The sequence below is a fragment of the Sphingomonas sp. SORGH_AS_0789 genome, from assembly GCF_031453055.1.
GTDB lineage: Bacteria > Pseudomonadota > Alphaproteobacteria > Sphingomonadales > Sphingomonadaceae > Sphingomonas.
Genome location: NZ_JAVIYV010000002.1, coordinates 22,245 through 42,771, shown reverse-complemented (window position 1 = coordinate 42,771; position 20,527 = coordinate 22,245). Strand labels below are relative to the sequence as shown.

The window sequence follows — 20,527 nt, the reverse complement described above, 5'->3', positions numbered from 1 at the left end:
TTGCGCTAGCGCAGCCAGCTATATCGAGGCGATATTTCGAAGGAAACTGCGCAGTGAAGTCGTCCATTCTGCAATCGCTCGTCGCGCGTGCAAAACGATCGCAGGCTTATTCGAAAACCGCTAAAGCGAGCGGTAACCGAGCGCGTGATATGCGTGATTGGCCCGCTGCCATCGAATATTACCGCGCTCATCTCGCGGAAAAACCTAATGATATCGCGATCCGGGTACAGCTCGGCCATGCATTGAAGGAAGCCGGACTCCACCAGGATGCTTTGGCATCCTATCAAGCCGTATTGCGGATCACACCGGATGACGCCGATCTTCTGCTAAGCATCGGGCACCTTCTCAAGCTGATGAATGACCCAACCGAGGCGCTGGCCTTTTATCGCAAAAGTGCGGACATCGATGGCAATCGCCATGCCTTGACAGAAATAGATCATCTGCTGCTGGCGGGCGTATCGCTCACCCTCCCGATCGAGAGGGGGCGGATCATGGACATCCTCACCACTCGCAGTACGGGACTGACGCCGATCGATGTGTATGACGTAGCGCTCGTTGCTCAGGACGATCGATTGCAGTTTGTCTCACACGACCCTTGGATACTGTTCCACCTGGACCCCGCTCTTGCTAAAGCTGGAGGCTTGGGCATTTTGACGATTGATGCCCGTCCTTTCGACAGCGAGCACTCGCTCTCCGGGCAAATCTATCTGGATTATGGTGACGGCTTTCAGGAGAAGACCAGTCTTCCCTTTTCATCGACGAACGCCCCCATTTCTCTGCTTTTGGCTTATCCTGAGCATGTCCGGGCCGTGCGTTGGGATCCGGATCGGAAATCCAATATCATCCATCTGCCGACATTGTCATTTCGACCCGTCGACGATGTCGCCGAAGCGGAGATTTTGGTACGGGAAAGCGCTGCGTCGGACCTCGATCCTACTCCATTGATCGAATTGGCAAAGGCATGTTTCGATCGTATCGCCATGAGGCCACAGGAGGCAGCCGAGGCGACATTGGCGATGATGGTATCAAGCTTCGACCTTGATGCCCATTATCGTCGCTGGCTTTTCCGATATGAGCGCCCGTCGCCCCGCGATTATGGCATTATCGCAACCATGACGAACAGCATGGCATACAAGCCGACCTTCTCGTTCGTCATGCCGACATACAATACGCCGCTCCCACTGCTGCGCGATTGTCTGGATGCCATGCTGGCACAGACCTATACAGACTTTGAAATCTGTGTCGCCGACGACCATTCGCCCAATCCCGATGTGATCTCGGTACTGGCCGAATATGCTGCACGCGATGCACGCGTCAAATATGTCCGCTCACCCAAGAATGGCCATATCTCCGACGCCAGCAATCGTGCGTTGAAATTAGCGAGCGGCGAGTTCATCGTGTTGGTTGATCATGATGATGTCATACCGGATTATACGCTGTTTGTGGTTGCGTATTATTTGAACCTCCATCCCAATGCAGATGTACTGTTCTCTGACGAAGACAAAATTGACCTACATAACAATCGCTTTGCGCCATATTTTAAGGGAGAGTTTAGCAAATTCCTGATGTACGGCCATAATATGGTAAGCCATCTCGGCGTTTATCGCCGCTCACTTGTTCAGGAAATTGGCGGTTTTCGTTTGGGCCTGGAGGGAAGCCAGGATTATGACTTGTTGCTGCGGTGTTACGAACGCAGCAGTGACGAACGGATCGTTCATATTCCCCACGTGCTGTATCACTGGCGGACAACGCCCGGATCCACCGCGATCTCACCGGATCAGAAGGGATATGCGATCGTCGCGGCGCAGTTGGCCATCAACGGGCATTTTGAGCGGACGAACATGCCCTTCCGGTCCTGTGACGGTTTTGCGCCCGGCTGCACGGGCGTTCGCCCTGCTCACAATCTTGATACGACAGTTTCCATCATCATCCCGACGCGTAATGGGCTTGATGTCCTAGAACCCTGCATCGATTCGATTCTGAAAACCGTGCCGGAGCATGTCGAGATTCTGGTCATCGACAACGGGTCGGACGACCCCGCGACACTGGCCTATCTCGACACCATGGCGAGCGAGGGCACGCTTCGCGTCCTTCGATATGACAAACCGTTCAATTTTTCCGAAATCAACAACTTCGCTGTCACGCACGCCACTGGTGATATCCTGTGCTTTCTCAATAATGACACCGAAGTTCTTGCAAGCGACTGGCTGGCGCGGGCCCGGGCGCTCTTGTCGCTCGATGAGGTCGGTATCGTAGGATCGCGACTACTATATCCAGATGGCACGCTTCAGCATTTCGGGATCGCACTGGGTATGGGAGAGCATCGTGTGGCCGGAACGCCGCATGGCGGCTGTCACGGCACCGACCCGGGCTATTTCGGCAAGGCCCAACTGATGCAGGAATTCTCGGCCGTCACTGCAGCATGCCTGTTCATGCGGCGTGCTCACTTCCTGCAGGTAGGGGGCTTCGATCCTGAGTTGCGGGTCGCGTATAACGATATCGATCTATGCCTAAAAATTAGATCCTTGGGACTGAAAATCGTCGGCGATCCGGATATTCTACTGATCCATAAGGAAAGTCGTACGCGAGGCAGCGACAAGAAGGGCGAACGCGCCCGTCGCCTTGCCGATGAAGCCGCATGGATGCATGAGCGCTGGTCGGATCTGTTGCTGAATGACCCCTATTATTCCCCCAACTTGTCGCTTGATCGACTGGATTTTGCGCCAGCTACGCCGCCACGCGTGCCACTGCCGTGGCAGCAGGGTGCGATCACAGCGGTCGTGAAGTGATCGAGGGAACGATCGCAGTGCCGCAAGTTGCCGAAGGGGGCCTCCCCTATATTTGTTGCGCCGCGCGGCAGATGTATGGCATCAGCGCCGTTCCTCCTGGCTTGCATGGCGATGTGCCGGATGTGGACATGGCTGATCCGGCAGATTTCGGTATCAGCGCGATTAACGAGATCTATCGCACGCTGCGTTATCACTGGTGGTTGCGCGACGATATGTTCGCCAATCCGAGCGATCAAACGCGTGATCTGGCGTCATTCTACGCGTCGTTATCGACACAAAATTGTCCGACATCAATGTTGGTGCAACTCGAAGATGCCGTTCTAGCACAGAGTGTGATTTACGCTCGATCGTCGACCGCTCCGGCCATTGTTTATGAAACCCATCGTCCGAATGACCGGATGGCGGTTGGGTTGCTCGATCGTACTGCAATAAGATCGGCCGATCGATCGCGTTTTGCAGATCCGACCTGGATGAATTTCTTCGTGGGATCGGCTGGGTCATCGAATTACGGTCATTGGCTAGTCGACGATCTGCCGCGGTTGAAAGCCGTGGCGGCATTGATGCACCGTGACGAGCGACCTGTTCGAATACTGATCCATGGATATGGCCAGGCGATCGACACGGTTCGTATAGAGTCTATTCGCCTGCTTTTGGGCGAGGACACCCATATCGATCTGCTCGATCCCCATATCCCCTACCATTTCGACGAACTTTTTTACGTAACCCCTGTCACGCACCATCCCGTTCAAAAATCACCAGCGGCCATGGATTTCGTCGCTCGTGAGGTACTCTCGCGTTTCCCGTCCGATCATGATGGCGCGGGGGGGGCCATGCTCTTGTTCGTAGACCGAGCTTCCCAGTACGGGCGAACCCTATCCAACCATGACCCAATCCGACAGCTCGCCGAGGAACATGGCTTTACGACATTCGATCCAGCCGGGCAAAGCTTCGCCGACCAGGTGCGTATGTTTGCCAATGCTCAGGTCGTCATCGGGCAAATGGGCGCGGCGATGACAAATACGCTGTTTTGCAGGCCGACCACAACCGTGATCCATCTCGCTCCCGCTGGATGGATCGAGCCATTTTACTGGGACTTGTCGGTCGTGCGGGGGCATCATTACCGTGTGCTGTTCGGGGAGGTGACCGATCCGACGCTCCCCCCCCATCGCAGCGATTTCACCATTGCCCCAGACGCCCTAAAGCAGGCGATCGACTCGCTATAGGCCGGTCTTTTCCAGTCGGGCGATGACCCCCCGAGTAACCTGGTCGAGGGCTTCGTCGGAAAAGAAGCCGCCTGGGATCAAGCAGCGATCGATCAGGACACGGCGGAACGCAGCAAAGATTTTCATGTCGGGACGGCCCGGATCACTCCAAAAGGCGTCCAACCCGCGCTGGAATGTAATTCCCTCCATGTCATACACGGCTTGGCCCAAGGCAATGACCGGCACTCCGGCAGCCAGGGCCAAGGTTCCGCTGGTGCTGTTGATCGTCACCATGCCTTTCGCTTTGCGTGCGATAGGGACCATGTCACCGCTTTCCAGATAATCGATGCGGTCGACGACATTGTGTAACTCGGCCAGCGCCATCGTCTCGCCCCGCCAGTCTCGCACCCCGTTGTCGAGGGGGTGTTCCTTGATGACCAAGCGTAGCGGTGCCGGAGCATGCGATGCGAACGAGCCGATAACCAGCCTCAGCGCATCGGAAATGCCGGCAAAATCAGAATGTAGTCGGATTTGGGCGTCGGAGTCGAGCTGTAGCGGGAACAGCATATAGGGCTCGCTCTGCTGATCCAGCGCTGCGATCTGCGCTTGCGATCGTAGGGCAGCTTGCTTGCGGTGGCGAAGTCGGCGTGCCCACCCCATTGCCTCGACCAGCGGGTGCCAGGGGCGATGATTCTGCCAATGGGGATAATACCAACGGCTGAGAACGTCGGCCGTATTGTAGATGACCGCCTCCCAGGCGCGGCGTCGAAAAGACGATGGCACCTGATGATGCTCAGGTTCAGGAGGGAGGCACGCCGCCTCTGCTTGATACCATGCAGGGTCGCGGGGCAGGCTCGAATGTCCGTTGACGCCACCCGGCTCGAACGTCACCCAGTCAGGGCGGATATAGCCCTCCTCGAACACATGGATCGGGATTCCGATGTCCCGACACACCCGGGTTGCAATCATGTGCAGAGGGCGACAGTCGCCAAACAACATGACATCGGTAATATGCCGCTCGCGGATAAGCGCGGTGAGCGCGTCGGGCCAATCTTCTGGCGATCCGCGAAAATCAATTCCGTTCGGCAAGCGCCAGAATGCCCGGTCGCCGCCATTGAAATTGACCTTGTAAACCTCATAACCGGACTGACGCAGCGCCTGGCCTATCCGGCGGAACAAGGGTCCCATCAGACCTTGCAGAAGCAAAATCTTGCGCGTCGTGGACTGCTTTGCAGGGCCCAGCGCCGCGACCTTGGGAGTGAGGGCGGGCTGCCGCATTCAATCATCCTTTATGTACATCAGCCATACGTCGCCGGGCGCAACGCATCGCCGTTCCTTGCTTTTCATGGTGCCATCGGCACGGTCGATGGCGGCTAACCGATCCTGGGTTCCGGATGCAAGGCCATCTGTCGTGACAGTGTACGCATCCCTTGTTATATGGGATGAGTGTTTGGCTGTTACCGCAGATCCTTATGCCGGTGTCATGCCACTTATTGCGAGTGATGTCTTGTAAGTGACAATCATATTAGGTTTCCTGTCATTCTTCGTCGCGCAACTATGTGGTCTGACGTTCGATATATTCGTGCGCCCAAAAGGATGGCGGCATGTCTTTTGCCGAAGATGGCAGGGCATGGTACTCAATATACTATGCGTTACCATATCATTCGGCTTTTTCCTTGCTATCTCGGGCAACGCTATAGTTGCAGGTGGAATGGTTTGCGCGCTGCTCGCGCTAATCTCTACCGCGTCTAATGCAAAGTATGCAATGCTCGGCGAGCATCTTCTGTTTTCTGATTTTGCCTTACTTGCCGCACTGTTCCGCCAGCCAGGCTTCTATTTTAGCGCGCTTTCGGGATATCAGAAGTGGATATCGATCCTGATTGGATTGGCGCTCCTAGGCGCACTCGCCAAATTATTCGTGCCGGATCTTGGCCCGCACCTTGTCGGTCTTGCGCTCATGTTGGCAACTATCGTGATCATGGGTATGACGCTTCATAGTTCGGCCTTTGCCAAGCTGGCGCCGCGCCCGGATGCCGAAGCCGATTTGCGGCGTCACGGCCTTATCGCCAGCTTGCTGCTATACTGGCAACGTTGGCATGAAACTGGCGATCCGCCTGCCCTTCCCACTCCTAGTGGCGTCAAGGCAAACGAAGCAGCGACCACTCCGGAGTTGATCGTGGTCGTGCAGTGCGAATCCTTTGCCGACCCGGTCGCATTGACTGCAAATGTCGAACTGACGCTGCCCGGTCTGATGCGGGCACGGGCCGCATCATGTCGATGGGGCGATCTGAACGTCAGTGGCTTTGGCGCCTACACGATGCGAACCGAATATGGCGTGTTGTTCGGACGCAGCGAGGCCGAGCTCGGCTTTCGATGCTATGACCCGTTTCTCACAGCTCGGGGCGAAGCCTCCTATGCCTTGTCGACGCGGCTAGGCGCCATAGGGTATGATTGCGTCTTCGTGCATCCACATGACCTGCGCTTTTACGGGCGAGATCAACTGATGCCGGCAATCGGATTCGATCGCATGGTCGGAGCTGATCATTTTCCCCCTGTGCCTCCGGGTAAGGGGCGGTATGTTGGCGATCGGACAGTGGGTGCCAAGCTGTGCGATCTGATCGATGCGGCCACTCAACCCACGCTCCTTTATGCCGTGACCATGGAAAATCATGGTCCATGGATGAAGGATCGGGTCCCAGGATCGTCTGGAGGATTGGAAGCCTATCTCCATCATGTGCGCAACAGCGACGCGATGCTGTCAGATTTGATGGACCATCTGGCCAATAGCGGACGCACCGCGCTGCTGATATTTTTCGGCGATCATCGGCCAAGCATACCCGGCGCGATCGAGCCGGGGCCGGTACGTCATACCCCTTATGTCATGCTACGGTTTGCACAAGATACACAGATTTTGTCCGCAGAGCCGACTGATCTTACGCCAGACGCACTGCATCATGCCATATTGCAGATGGTAGATTAGGCACGCGCCGCGCTCAGGAGGGGCGGATGTCGCGAAGCACCCGATCACGCAGCCTGCTGGGTAAAAATGCGTCAACGAGACGCAGTAAACGAAATGGCCATGGTAAAATCAGATGGCCCCTTCCCTGCCTGCTTGCCCGGTCTATGCGTCTTGCTACAATCTCTGGTTGCATCAGCAAGGCGCCGGGCACAGGCACCTTACGCCCGGCAGGCGTATCTATCGGTCCAGGCGAAACCAGCAGCACCTGAACGCCATAGGATGCGACCCCAATCCGAAGCGCCTCGGCAAACCGCGCTAATCCGGCCTTCGTGCCAGCATAGGCAGCCGCAAAGGGAAGAGAATGAAAGGCTGCCGCCGAGCCGATCAGAATGATGCGTCCGCATCCGCGAGCCGCCATGCGTTCGGCCAGCGCAGCCGCCATGGCTGCGGGCGTGACGAAATTTATCACGCCCAACCTTAGAACTCTTGCAGGATCCTCGCCGCATTCTCCCGCAGATGCGATGTCGCCCAAACCGGCTGCTAATATGGCGATATCGACTGGTGCTCGCAGATCATCGTCAATAAGTGCGGCCACGGCTGCTGCGCTGTCGATGAGGTCGAGCGACCGTATCGTAACCGTAGCTCCGGCGAGCTGGCAGTCCCGCGCCACACCTTCCAAACGTGTCTGATCCCGCCCCCAAAGCCTTAGGCGCACGCCAGGATAGGCATGGTGGCGAGCAAGGGCGGCGCCCAGTCCGCTGGATGCACCCGTAATGAGAATATCTTCCGGTTTTTTCATCCGATTTCTGTTGCGGTGGCAAGTGGCTAGTTTGAGGCCAATCATTGCGCGTTGCAGCATGTTCGCTTGACAGAATTAACGTAGCCCTGTCCATAGCCAGCATGGGAACGCGTCAAAATGATTGGCATCCGTCTCGGCGCAGAACCGGGAAAAGAGCTTCGCCGCGTCTCCGTTTGTTCCATAATGATTTTGTGGAACGCCTGACGATCATATCGCCGCGTACCTTCTTTGTGACATGGGCGATACTGCTTTCGCTGATTATGTGGGCTGGTTGGGGAACGGTTGGGCTTTTTGGCGGATCAGGATTGGTGCTGGGCGGTCTGCTGACGTGGACTTTGTTCGAATATGCCATGCATCGCTTCGTTTTTCATCTCCGCTCGAACTCGCGAATCGGCCAGTCTCTTGGCTTCCTCATGCATGGCAACCACCATGTCGATCCAAACGACCCGTATCGGAATATGATGCCGCTGGTGGTCAGCATCCCTTGGGTGGCCGGCCTGACAGGAATGGCTGTTTGGCTGTTGGGGACCAAGGCGCTGATTTTCATGGCCGGCTTCACCGCTGGCTATGTCATCTACGATACCGTGCATTACGCCTGCCACCAACTGCCGCTACGGGGCGGATTGATGGGGGCGTTGCGCCGCCACCACCTGCGGCATCATTACGCCGGGAAAGACGGAAATTATGCCATCACGGCGATCTTCTGGGATCGCCTGTTCCGCTCTTACCTTCCCGCCAAAGGGATACATGCTCGGTCGGACATTCCGTCTTAACGACGCATTTTCATCAATCGTCCTTGTATTTGCCGGATGCGCGTTACCCATCCTAGTCGATTGACCGTCTCGCCGGTTGTCATGCGACTAATCAGGGTTTCCGGCCCGCAAGGCAAACCGGTAACGGGATCAAGATACCGCGGATAGAGGATCAGGACGGTGGCGACGAGCTGATCGAGAGTCAACATCCGCCCGCGTCGAGGTGGGCAAGGCAAGAGATCACGCGTCAATCCCCATCCCGCATAGAAGGGCATACCGTGACAAGTCACGTCACGATCACGCATCAGCGCCTCGAAGCCCGTCAAAGATGTCAGGACATGGACTCCATCGACGCGGTCGAGCAATTCGGCCATTCCCCCGCCCCGGACCACCCGATTGGCCACGGTCAAGACATCACTGTCCGGTACCCCCCCTTTGCGATGACCGGCATCGACATCGGGATGGGGCCGGAACCATATCTCAGCTTCGGGTTCGAGAGAACGAGCGCGCCGCAGCAACTCCAGATTGTCAGACAGTCCTCCGCCGCCCAACCGAACCGACATGTCATCCGAGACCTGTCCAGGCACCAGTATCAGGCGGCGTTCCGACTGACGTTCGGGGAAGTCATGCCCACCACCTCCGGCATATTTGCTGATCCGTGCTGCCACGATATTTGTTCGCAAAACACGAGCTTGTTCCAGCAATGCCGGCGACCATTGCTGGCTGGCGAGTAGAGCCTCCAGATCGCTGGGGCGGGCGGGATCATAATGAATGCCACGGCGATCAACGGTCACTGAAGAGGGAGGCACCATGTCGCTGCCAAGACCGATCGATCGAACGAAGCCATCCTCGACCCGGATCAGTGGTACACCTGCGGCTTCGGCGCGTCGTGGCATGCCCGCCGATATGCGTGAAGGCCAAACGGCGACGGCTCCCCCAACACGCGATGCATGGGCAATAGCCCGCTCTTCGGATCGCATGAAGCGAAGCCGCTTGCCAGGCGACCATAGAAAGCGGGTGATCTCCCGGCGCTTCCACCACGAGATCCCACAGGCCGCGACAATCCCGCGATTGGCGTCGAACACCCGTCGCCATAGTGCAAGCTGAGCAATTACAGTCTCGATATTCGCATCCGCCCCTGTGAACGGATCGCGGTATCGTGCACGAAGCAGGTGGTTACCGGTTCGCTCGCGAATATCGATCTCGGTCCCGCCATAAATGCCCGGAGACGTAAGTTCTACGGTTCCTCCCGCAATCATGGTCAATGCGGCCCATTCATCGTCGCCGTGTGTGATCACGTGCACATTGGGGCCGAGTACTGACCATGGGTCGATGTTCGCCGATACGGGTAGGCAGTATGCTCGGTCTCGCGGGGGCCTTGAAGGAATCCCTTCTTCGGCGGACCGCAGGCGATAGATCAATCGGTAGCTAGTATCCGGCGCGGGCGGTGCCCAAAATGCTCCTCCCACGCGAGCATGCCGAATCAAGGAAAAGACGCGGTCGATCTCGGCATCGTCAATCGCCATGTCGGGTTCGGCAGACACGATGACGGACAGGTCAGGTACACCGTCTGGGAAATCTGGCCCCCGCAGAAGGGGAAGAGAGACGCTCATAGAAAGAAAATATGTCCCATCACGGCAGGCAATTCCAACACAACAGTCGTTTGCCTAGGGCGTCCGCTTCGATCACACCGAACGCGCCCGTCCGGAGCTTCAACGATGGACGCGCAGTAGCCTGTTCTCGCAGTTGCGCATCGGCCAGCAATGCGAACCTGGCTGCGCCGTTGCTCGTGACGAGCAGCGTCGTATCGTTCGTGTCATGGTCGAACAGCGTCTGCCAACCGACGATCCTGGCTTGGCTATCGGATGTCCACCCGGGGGGGGCGGTGCCCAGGCTATCCCATGCGGCCAGTGCCGCACGCCCGATCCGCCTGATCACCACTTCTTCAGGCTGATTTTCGTCTGGGCCATGATCGATCTCAGCCAAGAGGTCCGAAACGTCCAATGGTGGGGCAACGGGTAGGGTCGAACGGATAATTTCGGCCGTTTCTCGGGTGCGCCGCAGAGGCGATGTCAAGATACGCGTCACCGCCTTTTCCTGGCTTGCGAACCATGCCCCCAGCCGTCGCGCTTGAGACCGGCCCGAAGCAACGAGCGGCAGGTCGGTGCATGCACCGATGCGGCGGGGCGTTTCCCCTTCGGCAAAAGTGTTGCCGTGGCGTACGATGACGAAAGTCCGCTTCATCGGCCGTGGGGATCCCCGAAGCGGCGTATCAGGGCTTCGGCCATCAGGATATCCTCTGCCGTGTCGATACCCGACATCGCGTGATCCGGAGGGGTCACCTCGATCGTCTGGACGTCCAGTCCCATTTCAAGAAAGCGCAGCTGCTCCAGCCCCTCGAGCTGTTCATATCGTGAAGGGGCTTCGGCCTCAAACCGCTCTAGGGCTTCCAACCGATACGCATAGAGGCCAAGATGCCGAAAAATGGGTGAGAACGACTCCTGTTCGCGTAAGGCGGCTTCGTCGCGTATCGCAGGGATAACTTCCTTTGAAAACCATAGCGCTTTCCCCACACTATTACGCACGCAGGTCGTGCCGCTGAATGGAGAGCGCTGCTTATGCGCACGCATGGCATCCAACGCCTTCCAATCAAGCCGGACGACGGGTGTGACGCAAGCCGCCATGTTTTCCCGGGCCGCAGAGATCAAGGCCGCAACCATGGCAGCGGGAATGAAGGGGGTGTCGCCCTGGAGATTGACGACGATGTCGGGACGCTTGTCATGCTGCATGGCGGCCGCAAAGGCCCTTCCTGATCCCGAGCTGATATTGGATGCGGTCATTGTGACGGGATAGCCCAAAGAAGCAGCATGATCCGCGACCCGCGGGTCATCCGTTGCAATCACCACATCGCATCGTCCGGCCATTTCCGCCGCAGCCCGTGCAACATGCGCGACACGTGCCAATAGACTATGTCCGGCAATAGGGATTAGTGGCTTGCCCGGCAGCCGCGTCGATCCAAAGCGGGCGGGGACAACGATCAAGTCCACGGGGTGTCTGTTCAAGCTATACCTGCACGAAGCAGGTCGTGCACATGCAGGGCACCGACCGGTTTTCCGTTTTCACAGACGAATAGGACGGTTACCGCATTCTCGTTCATGATGCGCAGTGCCTCGGTCGACAGCGTCGTTGAACACACGAACAATGGGTTCGGCGTCATATGACTTTCTATCTCGTCGTTAAGACGCTGAGTCGCAAAGCTGCGGCGCAGGTCACCATCGGTGAAGGCACCCACCAACTTGCCATTCGCATCGACAACGGCTGTCGATCCATAGCGTTTGCGGCTCATTTCGAACGTCGCGTCCATAATTGATGCACCCAGACGCACGATAGGAACCTCGTCGCCCCGGCCCATCAATTGCTCAACGGTCGTAAGTTGCGCACCTAACTGACCGCCAGGGTGAAAAGTGAGGAAATCAGATTTGGAGAACCCACGGCGTTCAAGCAACGCGATGGCCAAAGCGTCACCCAATACGCCCTGGAGCGTGGAAGAAGACGTCGGGGCCATCAAATGTGGGCATGCTTCGCGGACATGCGGGAGTATCAGGCAGATATCTGCTGCACGACCCGCCGTGCTGTCCGGTTTTGCGGTCGCTACGATCAGTTTGACGCCAAAGCGATGACAATAGGCGATCATGTCGCCAAGCTCGGTCGTTTCGCCTGACCATGTGATGGCCAATACCGTATCCTCCGAGGTGATCATCCCCAGGTCGCCATGGCTTGCCTCACCCGGATGGATGAATATCGCGGGCGTACCGGTCGAAGTCATCGTGGCTGCGATCTTGCGTCCAATGATCCCACTTTTACCCATGCCACTGACGATCACCCGCCCCGTCGTCGCCTCGATCGCGGTAACGGTCTGAACGAACGCCTCACGTAACGGAGAGCTTTGCAAAGCGGCAGCGAGGACACTCAAAGCCTCACTCTCGATCTGTAGGGTATTCAAACCGGACGTCAGTACGGCATCGGATATCCGCTTTGCCTCTATGGTACGCAACACACAATCCTTCCGGCGCATGCCACTTTTGCATATAGCAAACGGGCCTCTCGCTACGCTAACACGACATAACAGCTGTCGTGGTTGCCATACCGCAAGGCATAGATTGATCCAATCCTTATCGAACACCGCTTCAGGTAATGGCTTGGGTCGAACAACATTCGTATCAGACCAAGGAAAGCAGACGGCAAATGAAGCTTTTGGGCAGGCAGGTTGGCAATGATGCGCCGTTGTTCTTGATCGCCGGACCGTGCGTCATCGAAAGCGAAAATTTGGCCCTTTCCACTGCCGAGAAACTCAAGGCCATAGCCGACAGATTGGGCATTTTTCTGATATATAAGAGCTCTTTCGACAAGGCAAACCGGACCTCTGGAGATTCCTTCCGAGGAGTGGGGATCGATGAAGGGCTGCGTATCCTCGCCAAGGTGCGGACAGAGGTCGACCTTCCGGTTCTGACCGATGTGCATGAGATGGATCAGGTCGACGCCGTTGCAGACGTGGTCGACATGCTTCAGACACCCGCATTTCTGGCACGCCAAACCGATTTTATTGCCAAGGTTGCAGGCAGCGGAAAGCCGGTCAACATTAAGAAAGCGCAGTTCATGGCACCGGGCGACATGAAGAATGTCGTGGCAAAGGCGCGCGGGGCAGCCGCGGCGGCTGGAGGCGACCCAGATAATTTTACGGTTTGCGAGAGAGGGGTTTCATTCGGCTACAATAACCTAGTATCGGATATGCGTAGCCTTGCGATCATGCAGGAAACCGGATGCCCGGTGATATTCGACGCGACCCATTCGGTGCAACTGCCAGGCGGACAGGGTGACCGATCCGGAGGGCAGCGCGAGTTCGTACCGCTATTGGCACGGGCTGCCGTCGGAGCAGGTGTCGCTGGACTATTCATGGAAACGCACCCTGATCCCGATCAAGCTTTATCGGATGGCCCCAATGCAGTGCCGCTGCACGAAATGGAGCCGCTATTGCGCAGACTAATGGCTATCGACGCCGTCGTAAAAGGCTAGAGCGGTTTCCGGCCGACCTGAGTCGATGAAGGATTTCGATTGGTGCGGTGATCTGATTCAGGATGCTGGCTGGATGGAGGCCAGCATGGATGGGCAAGCCGTTGTCGATGGGCCTGCGGTCGCGAGCGTTGGCGGCTGTTGACGAGGGGATGAGTTGCCGGGCTGCGGCGCGACGGTTCGGGGTGGCGGCCGCGACGGTGATCCGCTGGCACGATCAGCGCCGCAGCACGGGTGGCTATGCCGCCAAGGTGCAGCGCGGGGACACGCGGTCGCGTCGGATCAAGGCGCATGCGCCCGTGATTCTGGCGCTGCACGAAGCGCGGCGCGACATCACGCTTAACGAACTGCGCCGGGAGCTGGGCCGCGCCGACGTCCTGAGCCAGCGGGAGGCATGGTTCGACGGCCAACTCGATTTCGACTCCGCGCGTTTGGTGTCATCGACGAAACGTGGACAGCAACCAACATGACCCGCAGCCACGGCCGCTGCCGGCGAGGCAAGTGAACCGCCCCGGGTTTGCCGGAGGCCGTGGGTTGTGAGTTACGCTGCCATATCCAGGTTCTCCGCGGCAGCATAATATTGCTTTTCGGCTTCGGCAGGCGGGATGTTGCCGATGGGCTCCAGCAGCCGGCGATGGTTGAACCAGTCGACCCATTCGAGCGTGGCGTATTCGACGGCTTCAAAGCTGCGCCACGGCCCACGCCTGTGGATCACCTCGGCTTTGTAGAGGCCATTGATCGTCTCGGCCAAAGCGTTGTCGTAGCTGTCGCCGACGCTGCCAACCGATGGCTCGATCCCGGCTTCGGCGAGGCGCTCGGTGTATTTGATGGAGACGTATTGCGACCCACGGTCGCTATGATGGACGAGACCGCTTCGATGGGCCGGCCGGCGGTCATGAAGCGCTTGTTCCAAAGCATCGAGGACGAAGCTGGCATGCGCTGTCCTGCTCGCCCGCCAGCCGACGATGCGTCTCGCGTAAGTGTCGATGACGAAGGCGACATAGACGAACCCCGCCCAGGTAGCGACGTAGGTGAAATCCGACACCCACAGCATGTTCGGCGCTGGCGCGTAGAACCTGCGGTTGACGTGATCCAGCGGGCACGGCGCTGCTTTGTCGCTCATCGTCGTGCGAACCGGCTTGCCCCGGATCACGCCCTGTAGACCCATATCGCGCATCAGCCGCTCGATAGTGCAGCGGGCGACCGGGAAGCCCTCGCGCATCATCTGCCGCCAGACCTTGCGGACGCCGTAGACCGCGAAGTTCTCGGCGAACACACGCGCCACCTCGGGCTTGAGAACCTGATCCCGCTGTGCCCGCGCCGACAGGCGCATTGGATCCTGCCGCTGCGCGACACGCTCGAAATACGTCGATGGGGCGATCGGCAAGACGCGGCAGATCGGCTCGACCCCATAGGATTTACGGTGATCGTCGATGAAGGCGATCATCGCCGGAATGGGCGGTCGAGCTCCGCCTGGGCAAAATATGCGGATGCCTTGCGCAGGATCTCGTTGGCCTGTCGAAGCTCGCGGACTTCGCGTTCTAGCGCCTTCATCTTGTCAGCGACCTCGGTCGGAACGCCAGCGCGCTTGCCGCTGTTCACCTCCGCCTTCTTTACCCACTCATGCAGCGTCTGCGGAACGCAGCCAATCTTCTCGGCAATGGAAACTACCGCTGCCCATCGCGATGGGTGATCGCGCTCGTGATCCAGCACCATCCTTACCGCTCGCTCGCGGACTTCAGGCGCAAACTTGTTCGTCGTCTTACTCATACAGGCTCCACCTTCTCAGGAGTTGGAGCCTCCGACAAACCCGGGGCGGTTCAAAGCGGTTGCGGATGGGTTACCTGCATGGCCATCGCAAGAGGACCACGCTGATCGCAGACCTGCGCATGACCGGCATGGTCGCACCGATGGTCCTCGATGGCCCGATCAACGGCGACTGGTTCGAGGCCTATATCGACTAGGTCCTCGTACCCGACCTCCGATGCGGCGACGTGGTCATCATGGACAACCTATCCAGCCACAAGCGCGCCAGCATCCCCGATCTGATCGAGGCGGCCGGTACACCGCTCATGTTTCTTCCGCCCTACAGCCCCGACCTCAACCCGATCGAAAAGGCCTTCTCCCGCCTCAAAGCCATACTCCGAAAAGCCGGCGAGAGGACGTAGCAGGGCTGTGGTCCCTTATCGGCAAGCTTGTCTGCTTCTTCCAGCCTCAGAAGTGGGCCGACTACTTCAGCTCTTGCGGCCATGACCCAGACTGAACGGAAACCGCTCTAGAATCCCGGTTAAGACCCCGGTATCGAACAACTCTATCGGGGGGCGATCTATGAAATTCGACAGTGGAAGCGGACGCACCTCGGCTCATGATCGATGGATAACGACATCCGGCTGACCGATCTCCCGAAGCGATGACATGCGTCGAAGTGCTGGACCAAGCGACGGTGGGACTGGCTCTACCCCGCGTCAGGTCAACACGTACTTGCGCGCGCGGTCGGGCAGATGCGGGGCGAGCGCCACCGCAGTCGCGCGCAGCGAGACAATGGTCGCGCGGCGCCAATTTTAAAGGTGGCGATGGGCTTGGCGCCGTCCAGCTCGACCGTGCCGACCATATGGTGTTGGCTGCCGGTGCGCGGCTCGATCGCGATCTCGAAATGCGGCTGGCTTTGTGTCAAATAGGCCATCATCGCCTTGCCGCAATGATCGGAGCCGAACAGCCGGACCACGCTGTCGGGCAGGTCATATTCGACATCGGCCAGCCCCAGCACATTCTGGCCGATCAACCCGGTCTGGCCGATATCGGTGCCCCCGACGAGGGACTCGACACGAGGGATGTCGAGCTTGGCGAGCGTGAAAATGCTCGACCGTCGCCCGCATCACACCGCCCATCCGGCCGCGAGTCACCAAAGGCGTATCAAGCGCGCTGTCTGGCCATAAATGGTATCTGACAATTTCGGCAGCGAGGCATCGGGCGGGCGCGATCCTGCCCGCCGCTCCTGCATCACCCCCTGGTCAGATACAGCGCCCGCAGCTTCGCGATCTGGCTCGGCCCCAGGCCCAGCTCGTCCTGGAGATACCCCATCGTCCCGCCCGGATGGCGGTCGGTCACCGCGAACACCGCGTCGATATAGCGGCGGTCGACCCCGGCGAAGGTGCGCGCCGCCTCGGGCGAGAGTTTCGCCCAGAAGCCGGTCGGGTGGGCGGGCGGCGGGGCCATGTGCTGGTTGGAAAGGAGGTAATCCTCGACGATCGTCGCCCTCGGCACGCCCAGCGCGGTCAGCAGGAGCGCGGCCGCGACGCCCGTCCGGTCCTTGCCCGCCGTGCAGTGAAAGGCCAGCGGCACGTCGCCCGCCAACAGCTCGGCGAACATGCGGCGGTACTGGCCGTTGAACTGGTCGAGCAGTTTCGGATAGGTCGCGGTCATCGCCGCGACCACCTGCTCATGCGTCCAGGTCGACGGATCGCCGGGCAGCGCCAGGCCGCTCATGTCGAGCGCGTAATCGTCGCTCAACACCTTCGGCTTGCGGCCCGCAGGCCAGAGCGTCGGCTCGCCCGCCCGCTCGCGCGTGTCGCGAAAGTCGCAGACGGTGCGGATGCCCAGCCTTTGCAGATAGGCGTAGTCCGCCGGGGTCAGGTCGTGCATCTGCCCCGAGCGATAGAGCAGCCCCCATTTCACCGTCCGGCCATCACTGGTGCGATAGCCGCCCAGATCGCGGAAATTGCGGCCGCCCTGAAGCGGCAGCACGCGGCGGTGCACCGCCCCCGCCACCGGGGCGGGCGCCGAAGCCCCCACCCCCGCCGGGACCGCCAGCAGCATCGCCAGGGCGACCGCGCGGCGCATCAGAACTTCACCGTCGCTTCCAGGCCATAGGTGCGCGCCTCGTTGAAGAAGCCCGACATGCCGGTCGCGGTGTTCAGCGTCTTGTAGAACAGATGCTGCTCGTTCAGCAGGTTGCGCGCCCAGGCCGACACGCTCAGCCGCGCGCCGGTGTCGTTCAGCGCGATGTCGGTCACGCCGATCCGGCCGTTGACGATGAAGCCCGGATCGCCCTTGGGCTGGTTCACCCCCGGCGCGGGGTCGTTGTAATTGGCATAGAAGCCGCTGTCGTAATTGGCGTCGAGATGCGCGACCAGGCTGTAATCGCCCATCGGCCGCTCATAATCGATCGCGCCGCTGGCGGCGTGCGCGGGGGTATAGACCGGATAGATCTTGATCGGCGTGGCGACGACCGTGCCGTTCACCCCCTGCGGGAAGGGGTTCACCGTCGCCGGGATGGTCAGGTCGTTATAGGAATAGCTGGCGGTCAGCGTCAGGCCCGCCATCGGCGCGACGGTCAGCTCCGCCTCGATCCCCTTGGCGCGGCCGGTGCCGGGCGCATTGGTCGTCTCGATCGTGGTGCGGGTGGTCTCCAGCAGCTTGCCGTTCGCGTCGAACTGCAAATAATTGGCCTGGAAGTCGATCTGGATCGACTTGTACGCGCCGGTATAGGCGGCCAGGTTCAGCCGGACGCGGCGGTCGAGGAACTCGCTCTTGGCGCCGATCTCGAACATCGACAGCGTTTCGGGGTTGAACGGCGCATAGGTCAGCGAGCGCGAATTGGCACCGCCCGACTTATAGCCCTCCGACCATTTGCCATAGACATGCACCGCCTGGGTCACGTCATAGGCCAGCGTCACCAGCGGATCGACCCGCGACCAGGCCGCGTCCAGCGCGCGCGGCGCGACCACGCCGTTGACGCTGGGGGTCTTGCCGTTGACGATGAACAGCTCGCCCCGCTTCATGTCGCGGGTATAGCGCGCGCCCGCGGTCAGGTGCAGCCGGTCGTCGGCGATTCCCGGAGTCCAGGTCGCCTGGCCGAACGCGCCGATGCTGCGCGTCGTGATCCGGCTGGCGCGGTCATAGGGGACGGTCGCGATATTATAGGTGGCGACCGTGGCGGCGGTACCGTTGGCGTTCCACAGCATCGAGTTGAACGCCTGGGCATTGTCCTCGGTATGCTCGCGGTAAGCCATTGCGCCCAGGACATATTTCAGGCGCGGCGTGTCGCCGATCAGCTGGATTTCCTGGCTGAACTGGTTCTGCGCGAACCCGGCCAGGCTGTAGCGGCTGAACGCGCCGTTCGGCTTGTAGGTCGAGCTGTTCTGCCCGCCATTGTCATACTGGCTCTGGTTCAGCTCGCGATAGGCGGTGATCGACTTGAGCTGGAGCCCCGGCGCGATGTCCAGGCCCAGGGTCAGGCGGTGGCCATGGGTGCGCCCGATGCTCTCCTGCTGCGGCACGCCGATGCTGGCGGTGCGGACGCGGTTCGGCTGGAGCGGCAAGGCGGGCGCGCGGGCCAGCGTTCCGGCCGTGATCGCCTGGAGATAGAGCGGGGTCGAGGCGTCATAGGAGGTGTCGAAGGCATAGTCGGCGCTGACGCCGCTTTCGGGCTTCCACAGTATCTCGACATGCGCGCCGTGCCGGTCGAAGCCGTTGAAGTCCGCCTGGCCGGGCAGCGGGTTGGCGACCAGGCCGTCGCGCTTGGTGACGATGCCGTCCAGCTTGACGCTGAAATTATGCCATTCGGGCAGGTTGAGATGCGCCTCGGCCTTGTGGCTGCCGAAATTGCCGATGCCGGCGGTCGCGGTGAGGCCGAACTGGCCGGTGGGCTTCCTGGTCACGATGCTGACCGCGCCGCCTTCGGTATTGCGGCCGAACAGCGTGCCCTGCGGACCCTTCAGCACCTCGATGCTCTCGATATCGTAGAGCGCGGTGCCCAGCCCCTGGGCGCGGCCGAGGTAGACGCCGTCGATATAGACGCCCACGCCCTGATCGCGCGCGGGCTGGTTGCTGTCGGCCAGCACGCCGATGCCGCGGATGTTCATGATGAGCGCCGAGTTGCGCGAATAGAAGGGCGCGACGCGAAGCGACGGGATCGCGCCGTCCTGAAGGTCGACCAGCGACTGGACGTGCCGGTTCTGGAGATCCTCGGCGGACAGGACCGAGATGGCGATCGGGGTCTTCTGCAGGCTCTGGGGGCGCTTCTCGGCGGTGACGATGACCTCGTTGAGCGAACCGTCGGCATTGGTCTTCTGGTCGTCGGGCGCGGCGGTCTTGGCCGGTTCGGGCTCGGCCGCAAAGGCGGGCGTGGCAAGCAGAAGAGCCAGTGCGCTGGACGCAAAGAGCCGCCCCGCGAAACGCAGGTTGAACGAGGTCATGATATGGATTCCCCCCAAAGGATTATGCGGCCGTCCCTTGGTACCGGATCATTGCGGCTTGATGACGTTTTGCGGGGATGCTGCGGTTTTTATGATGACGATTGTGTCATCTTGGGGGCGGGTCAATCCTACGCCGAGCCCGGCAACCCGAGAATATCGCTGCGATCCGTGCCGTCCATCAGCAACGTCGCCTTCAGAACAGGCGGTCGAGGTCGCGCACGCCTTCGACAACCGCAACGATCTCGACCTGATCGGCGTCGGCGTCATGCTCGTAGAGGATCAGATAGCGCCCATGAACGAGCGTGCGGGCGCCTGGTCGGATGTCGTCGCGGGACGTGCCGATGCCGGGGAAATCCCGCAACCTTTCGATCTTGGCGTCCAGCGCCAGCAGCAGCCTGTCGGCAGCATGGTCGTCATCCCGCGCGATATAGGTCCAGATCCGTTTGAAATCCTCGCGGGCGCGACGCGATAGGACGATCGCGGTCATCTCAGCCCGCAGCGCGTCGGCTTCGCCTCGGGCTTCTGCGATAATCGCCTTCATGTCGAGTGGACCGGCAATACCGCTGGTCTTGCCCTTGTCCCATGCGTCGCGCAGCAGCCGCAATTCCTCCGCACGAAAGGCCCGGCGCTCGTTCCACAGGCGCATCGCATCGCGCACCACTTCGCTCGCCGACGCATATTCTCCCGCCGCGATGGCGGCATGGATCGTCTCCGCCATCGGCTCGGGGACCACGACGGTCATTCTGGCATATTCACCCA

16 protein-coding genes, 2 pseudogenes and 1 other annotated feature are annotated in these 20,527 nt (G+C 59.8%); of the genes and pseudogenes, 7 read left to right on the top strand and 11 right to left on the bottom strand.

The annotated features are described in order from the left end of the window. The first annotated feature begins 53 nt into the window (after window positions 1-53). Window positions 54-2,789 (top strand): glycosyltransferase, encoded by a 2,736-nt coding sequence (locus QE360_RS18790; protein ID WP_309704350.1) that lies wholly within the window; start codon window positions 54-56, stop codon window positions 2,787-2,789. After that, window positions 2,786-4,012: a glycosyltransferase family 61 protein gene (locus QE360_RS18785; protein WP_309704347.1), complete on the top strand. Its 1,227-nt coding sequence runs from the start codon at window positions 2,786-2,788 to the stop codon at window positions 4,010-4,012. The genes QE360_RS18790 and QE360_RS18785 overlap by 4 nt, the downstream gene beginning before the upstream one ends. On the opposite strand, the gene QE360_RS18780 is transcribed toward QE360_RS18785, so the two are convergent. After that, window positions 4,007-5,269: a capsule biosynthesis protein gene (locus QE360_RS18780; RefSeq protein WP_405052692.1), complete on the bottom strand. Its 1,263-nt coding sequence runs from the start codon at window positions 5,267-5,269 to the stop codon at window positions 4,007-4,009. The genes QE360_RS18785 and QE360_RS18780 overlap by 6 nt on opposite strands. A gap of 235 nt (window positions 5,270-5,504) precedes the next feature. On the opposite strand from QE360_RS18780, the gene QE360_RS18775 reads away from it, so the two are divergent. Further along, window positions 5,505-6,971 carry an LTA synthase family protein gene (locus tag QE360_RS18775; protein ID WP_309704345.1) on the top strand — a complete coding sequence of 489 codons (1,467 nt, stop codon included), beginning with the start codon at window positions 5,505-5,507 and terminating at the stop codon, window positions 6,969-6,971. 13 nt (window positions 6,972-6,984) lie between these two features. On the opposite strand, the gene QE360_RS18770 is transcribed toward QE360_RS18775, so the two are convergent. Then, window positions 6,985-7,749: an SDR family NAD(P)-dependent oxidoreductase gene (locus QE360_RS18770; RefSeq protein ID WP_309704343.1), complete on the bottom strand. Its 765-nt coding sequence runs from the start codon at window positions 7,747-7,749 to the stop codon at window positions 6,985-6,987. A gap of 191 nt (window positions 7,750-7,940) precedes the next feature. On the opposite strand from QE360_RS18770, the gene QE360_RS18765 reads away from it, so the two are divergent. Then, window positions 7,941-8,522 carry a sterol desaturase family protein gene (locus tag QE360_RS18765; protein WP_309704342.1) on the top strand — a complete coding sequence of 194 codons (582 nt, stop codon included), beginning with the start codon at window positions 7,941-7,943 and terminating at the stop codon, window positions 8,520-8,522. Here the strand turns inward: QE360_RS18765 and QE360_RS18760 are convergent. The 4 genes from QE360_RS18760 to QE360_RS18745 all read right to left on the bottom strand — a co-directional run bounded on the left by QE360_RS18760 (window position 8,519) and on the right by QE360_RS18745 (window position 12,555). Beyond that, the gene (locus QE360_RS18760) at window positions 8,519-9,760 is read right to left on the bottom strand and encodes a beta-3-deoxy-D-manno-oct-2-ulosonic acid transferase (RefSeq protein WP_309704434.1); all 1,242 of its coding nucleotides are present in this window, start codon (window positions 9,758-9,760) and stop codon (window positions 8,519-8,521) included. The genes QE360_RS18765 and QE360_RS18760 overlap by 4 nt on opposite strands. Before the next feature lie 373 nt (window positions 9,761-10,133). Continuing rightward, the gene (locus QE360_RS18755; protein ID WP_309704340.1) at window positions 10,134-10,745 is read right to left on the bottom strand and encodes a histidine phosphatase family protein; all 612 of its coding nucleotides are present in this window, start codon (window positions 10,743-10,745) and stop codon (window positions 10,134-10,136) included. Then, window positions 10,742-11,548: a 3-deoxy-manno-octulosonate cytidylyltransferase gene (gene kdsB / locus QE360_RS18750; protein WP_309704338.1), complete on the bottom strand. Its 807-nt coding sequence runs from the start codon at window positions 11,546-11,548 to the stop codon at window positions 10,742-10,744. The genes QE360_RS18755 and kdsB overlap by 4 nt, the downstream gene beginning before the upstream one ends. Window positions 11,549-11,559: 11 nt before the next feature. Then, on the bottom strand, window positions 11,560-12,555 hold the full coding sequence (locus QE360_RS18745; protein WP_405052691.1) for an SIS domain-containing protein: 996 nt from the start codon (window positions 12,553-12,555) through the stop codon (window positions 11,560-11,562). Window positions 12,556-12,746: 191 nt separating this feature from the next. Here QE360_RS18745 and kdsA point away from each other — a divergent pair, with 191 nt between their 5' ends. Together kdsA and QE360_RS18735 are read left to right on the top strand one after the other, a co-directional pair. Then, entirely contained in the window at window positions 12,747-13,574 is an 828-nt protein-coding gene (gene kdsA / locus QE360_RS18740) for a 3-deoxy-8-phosphooctulonate synthase (protein ID WP_309704336.1), read from the top strand. A gap of 89 nt (window positions 13,575-13,663) precedes the next feature. Then, a pseudogene (locus QE360_RS18735) lies at window positions 13,664-14,073 on the top strand (helix-turn-helix domain-containing protein); the annotation flags it as partial. 39 nt (window positions 14,074-14,112) lie between these two features. Here QE360_RS18735 and QE360_RS18730 read toward each other — a convergent pair. Beyond that, window positions 14,113-15,341 (bottom strand): IS3 family transposase gene (locus QE360_RS18730; RefSeq protein WP_309704334.1). Its coding sequence is split into 2 segments (ribosomal slippage): window positions 14,113-15,053 and window positions 15,053-15,341, totalling 1,230 coding nucleotides; the frame shifts between segments, so codons are not numbered across the junction. Continuing rightward, window positions 14,944-15,060: a sequence feature (AL1L pseudoknot), on the bottom strand. Its footprint overlaps the gene before it by 117 nt. 53 nt (window positions 15,342-15,394) lie before the next feature. Here QE360_RS18730 and QE360_RS18725 point away from each other — a divergent pair. Continuing rightward, a pseudogene (locus tag QE360_RS18725) lies at window positions 15,395-15,834 on the top strand (transposase); the annotation flags it as partial. 207 nt (window positions 15,835-16,041) lie between these two features. Here QE360_RS18725 and QE360_RS18720 read toward each other — a convergent pair. The 4 genes from QE360_RS18720 to QE360_RS18705 all read right to left on the bottom strand — a co-directional run bounded on the left by QE360_RS18720 (window position 16,042) and on the right by QE360_RS18705 (window position 20,510). Continuing rightward, window positions 16,042-16,353 carry a hypothetical protein gene (locus tag QE360_RS18720; RefSeq protein ID WP_309704332.1) on the bottom strand — a complete coding sequence of 104 codons (312 nt, stop codon included), beginning with the start codon at window positions 16,351-16,353 and terminating at the stop codon, window positions 16,042-16,044. 218 nt (window positions 16,354-16,571) lie between these two features. Further along, a complete protein-coding gene (locus tag QE360_RS18715; protein WP_309704330.1) occupies window positions 16,572-17,411 on the bottom strand; it encodes a tyrosine-protein phosphatase in 840 nt (279 codons plus the stop codon). Continuing rightward, entirely contained in the window at window positions 17,411-19,768 is a 2,358-nt protein-coding gene (locus QE360_RS18710; RefSeq protein ID WP_309704328.1) for a TonB-dependent receptor, read from the bottom strand. Before QE360_RS18710 ends, QE360_RS18715 begins: the two co-directional genes overlap by 1 nt. 193 nt (window positions 19,769-19,961) lie before the next feature. Further along, a complete protein-coding gene (locus QE360_RS18705; protein ID WP_309704325.1) occupies window positions 19,962-20,510 on the bottom strand; it encodes a type II toxin-antitoxin system RelE/ParE family toxin in 549 nt (182 codons plus the stop codon). Between the last annotated feature and the right edge of the window lie 17 nt (window positions 20,511-20,527).

What these genes read in the sequence shown, in the direction of transcription:
- QE360_RS18770 (WP_309704343.1), bottom strand. Translation starts at nt 7,749, where the DNA reads ATGAAAAAACCGGAAGATATTCTCATTACGGGTGCATCCAGCGGACTG.
- QE360_RS18760 (WP_309704434.1), bottom strand. Translation starts at nt 9,760, where the DNA reads ATGATTGCGGGAGGAACCGTAGAACTTACGTCTCCGGGCATTTATGGC.
- QE360_RS18710 (WP_309704328.1), bottom strand. Translation starts at nt 19,768, where the DNA reads ATGACCTCGTTCAACCTGCGTTTCGCGGGGCGGCTCTTTGCGTCCAGC.
- QE360_RS18755 (WP_309704340.1), bottom strand. Translation starts at nt 10,745, where the DNA reads ATGAAGCGGACTTTCGTCATCGTACGCCACGGCAACACTTTTGCCGAA.
- kdsA (WP_309704336.1), top strand. Translation starts at nt 12,747, where the DNA reads ATGAAGCTTTTGGGCAGGCAGGTTGGCAATGATGCGCCGTTGTTCTTG.
- QE360_RS18705 (WP_309704325.1), bottom strand. Translation starts at nt 20,510, where the DNA reads ATGACCGTCGTGGTCCCCGAGCCGATGGCGGAGACGATCCATGCCGCC.
- QE360_RS18780 (WP_405052692.1), bottom strand. Translation starts at nt 5,269, where the DNA reads ATGCGGCAGCCCGCCCTCACTCCCAAGGTCGCGGCGCTGGGCCCTGCA.
- QE360_RS18715 (WP_309704330.1), bottom strand. Translation starts at nt 17,411, where the DNA reads ATGCGCCGCGCGGTCGCCCTGGCGATGCTGCTGGCGGTCCCGGCGGGG.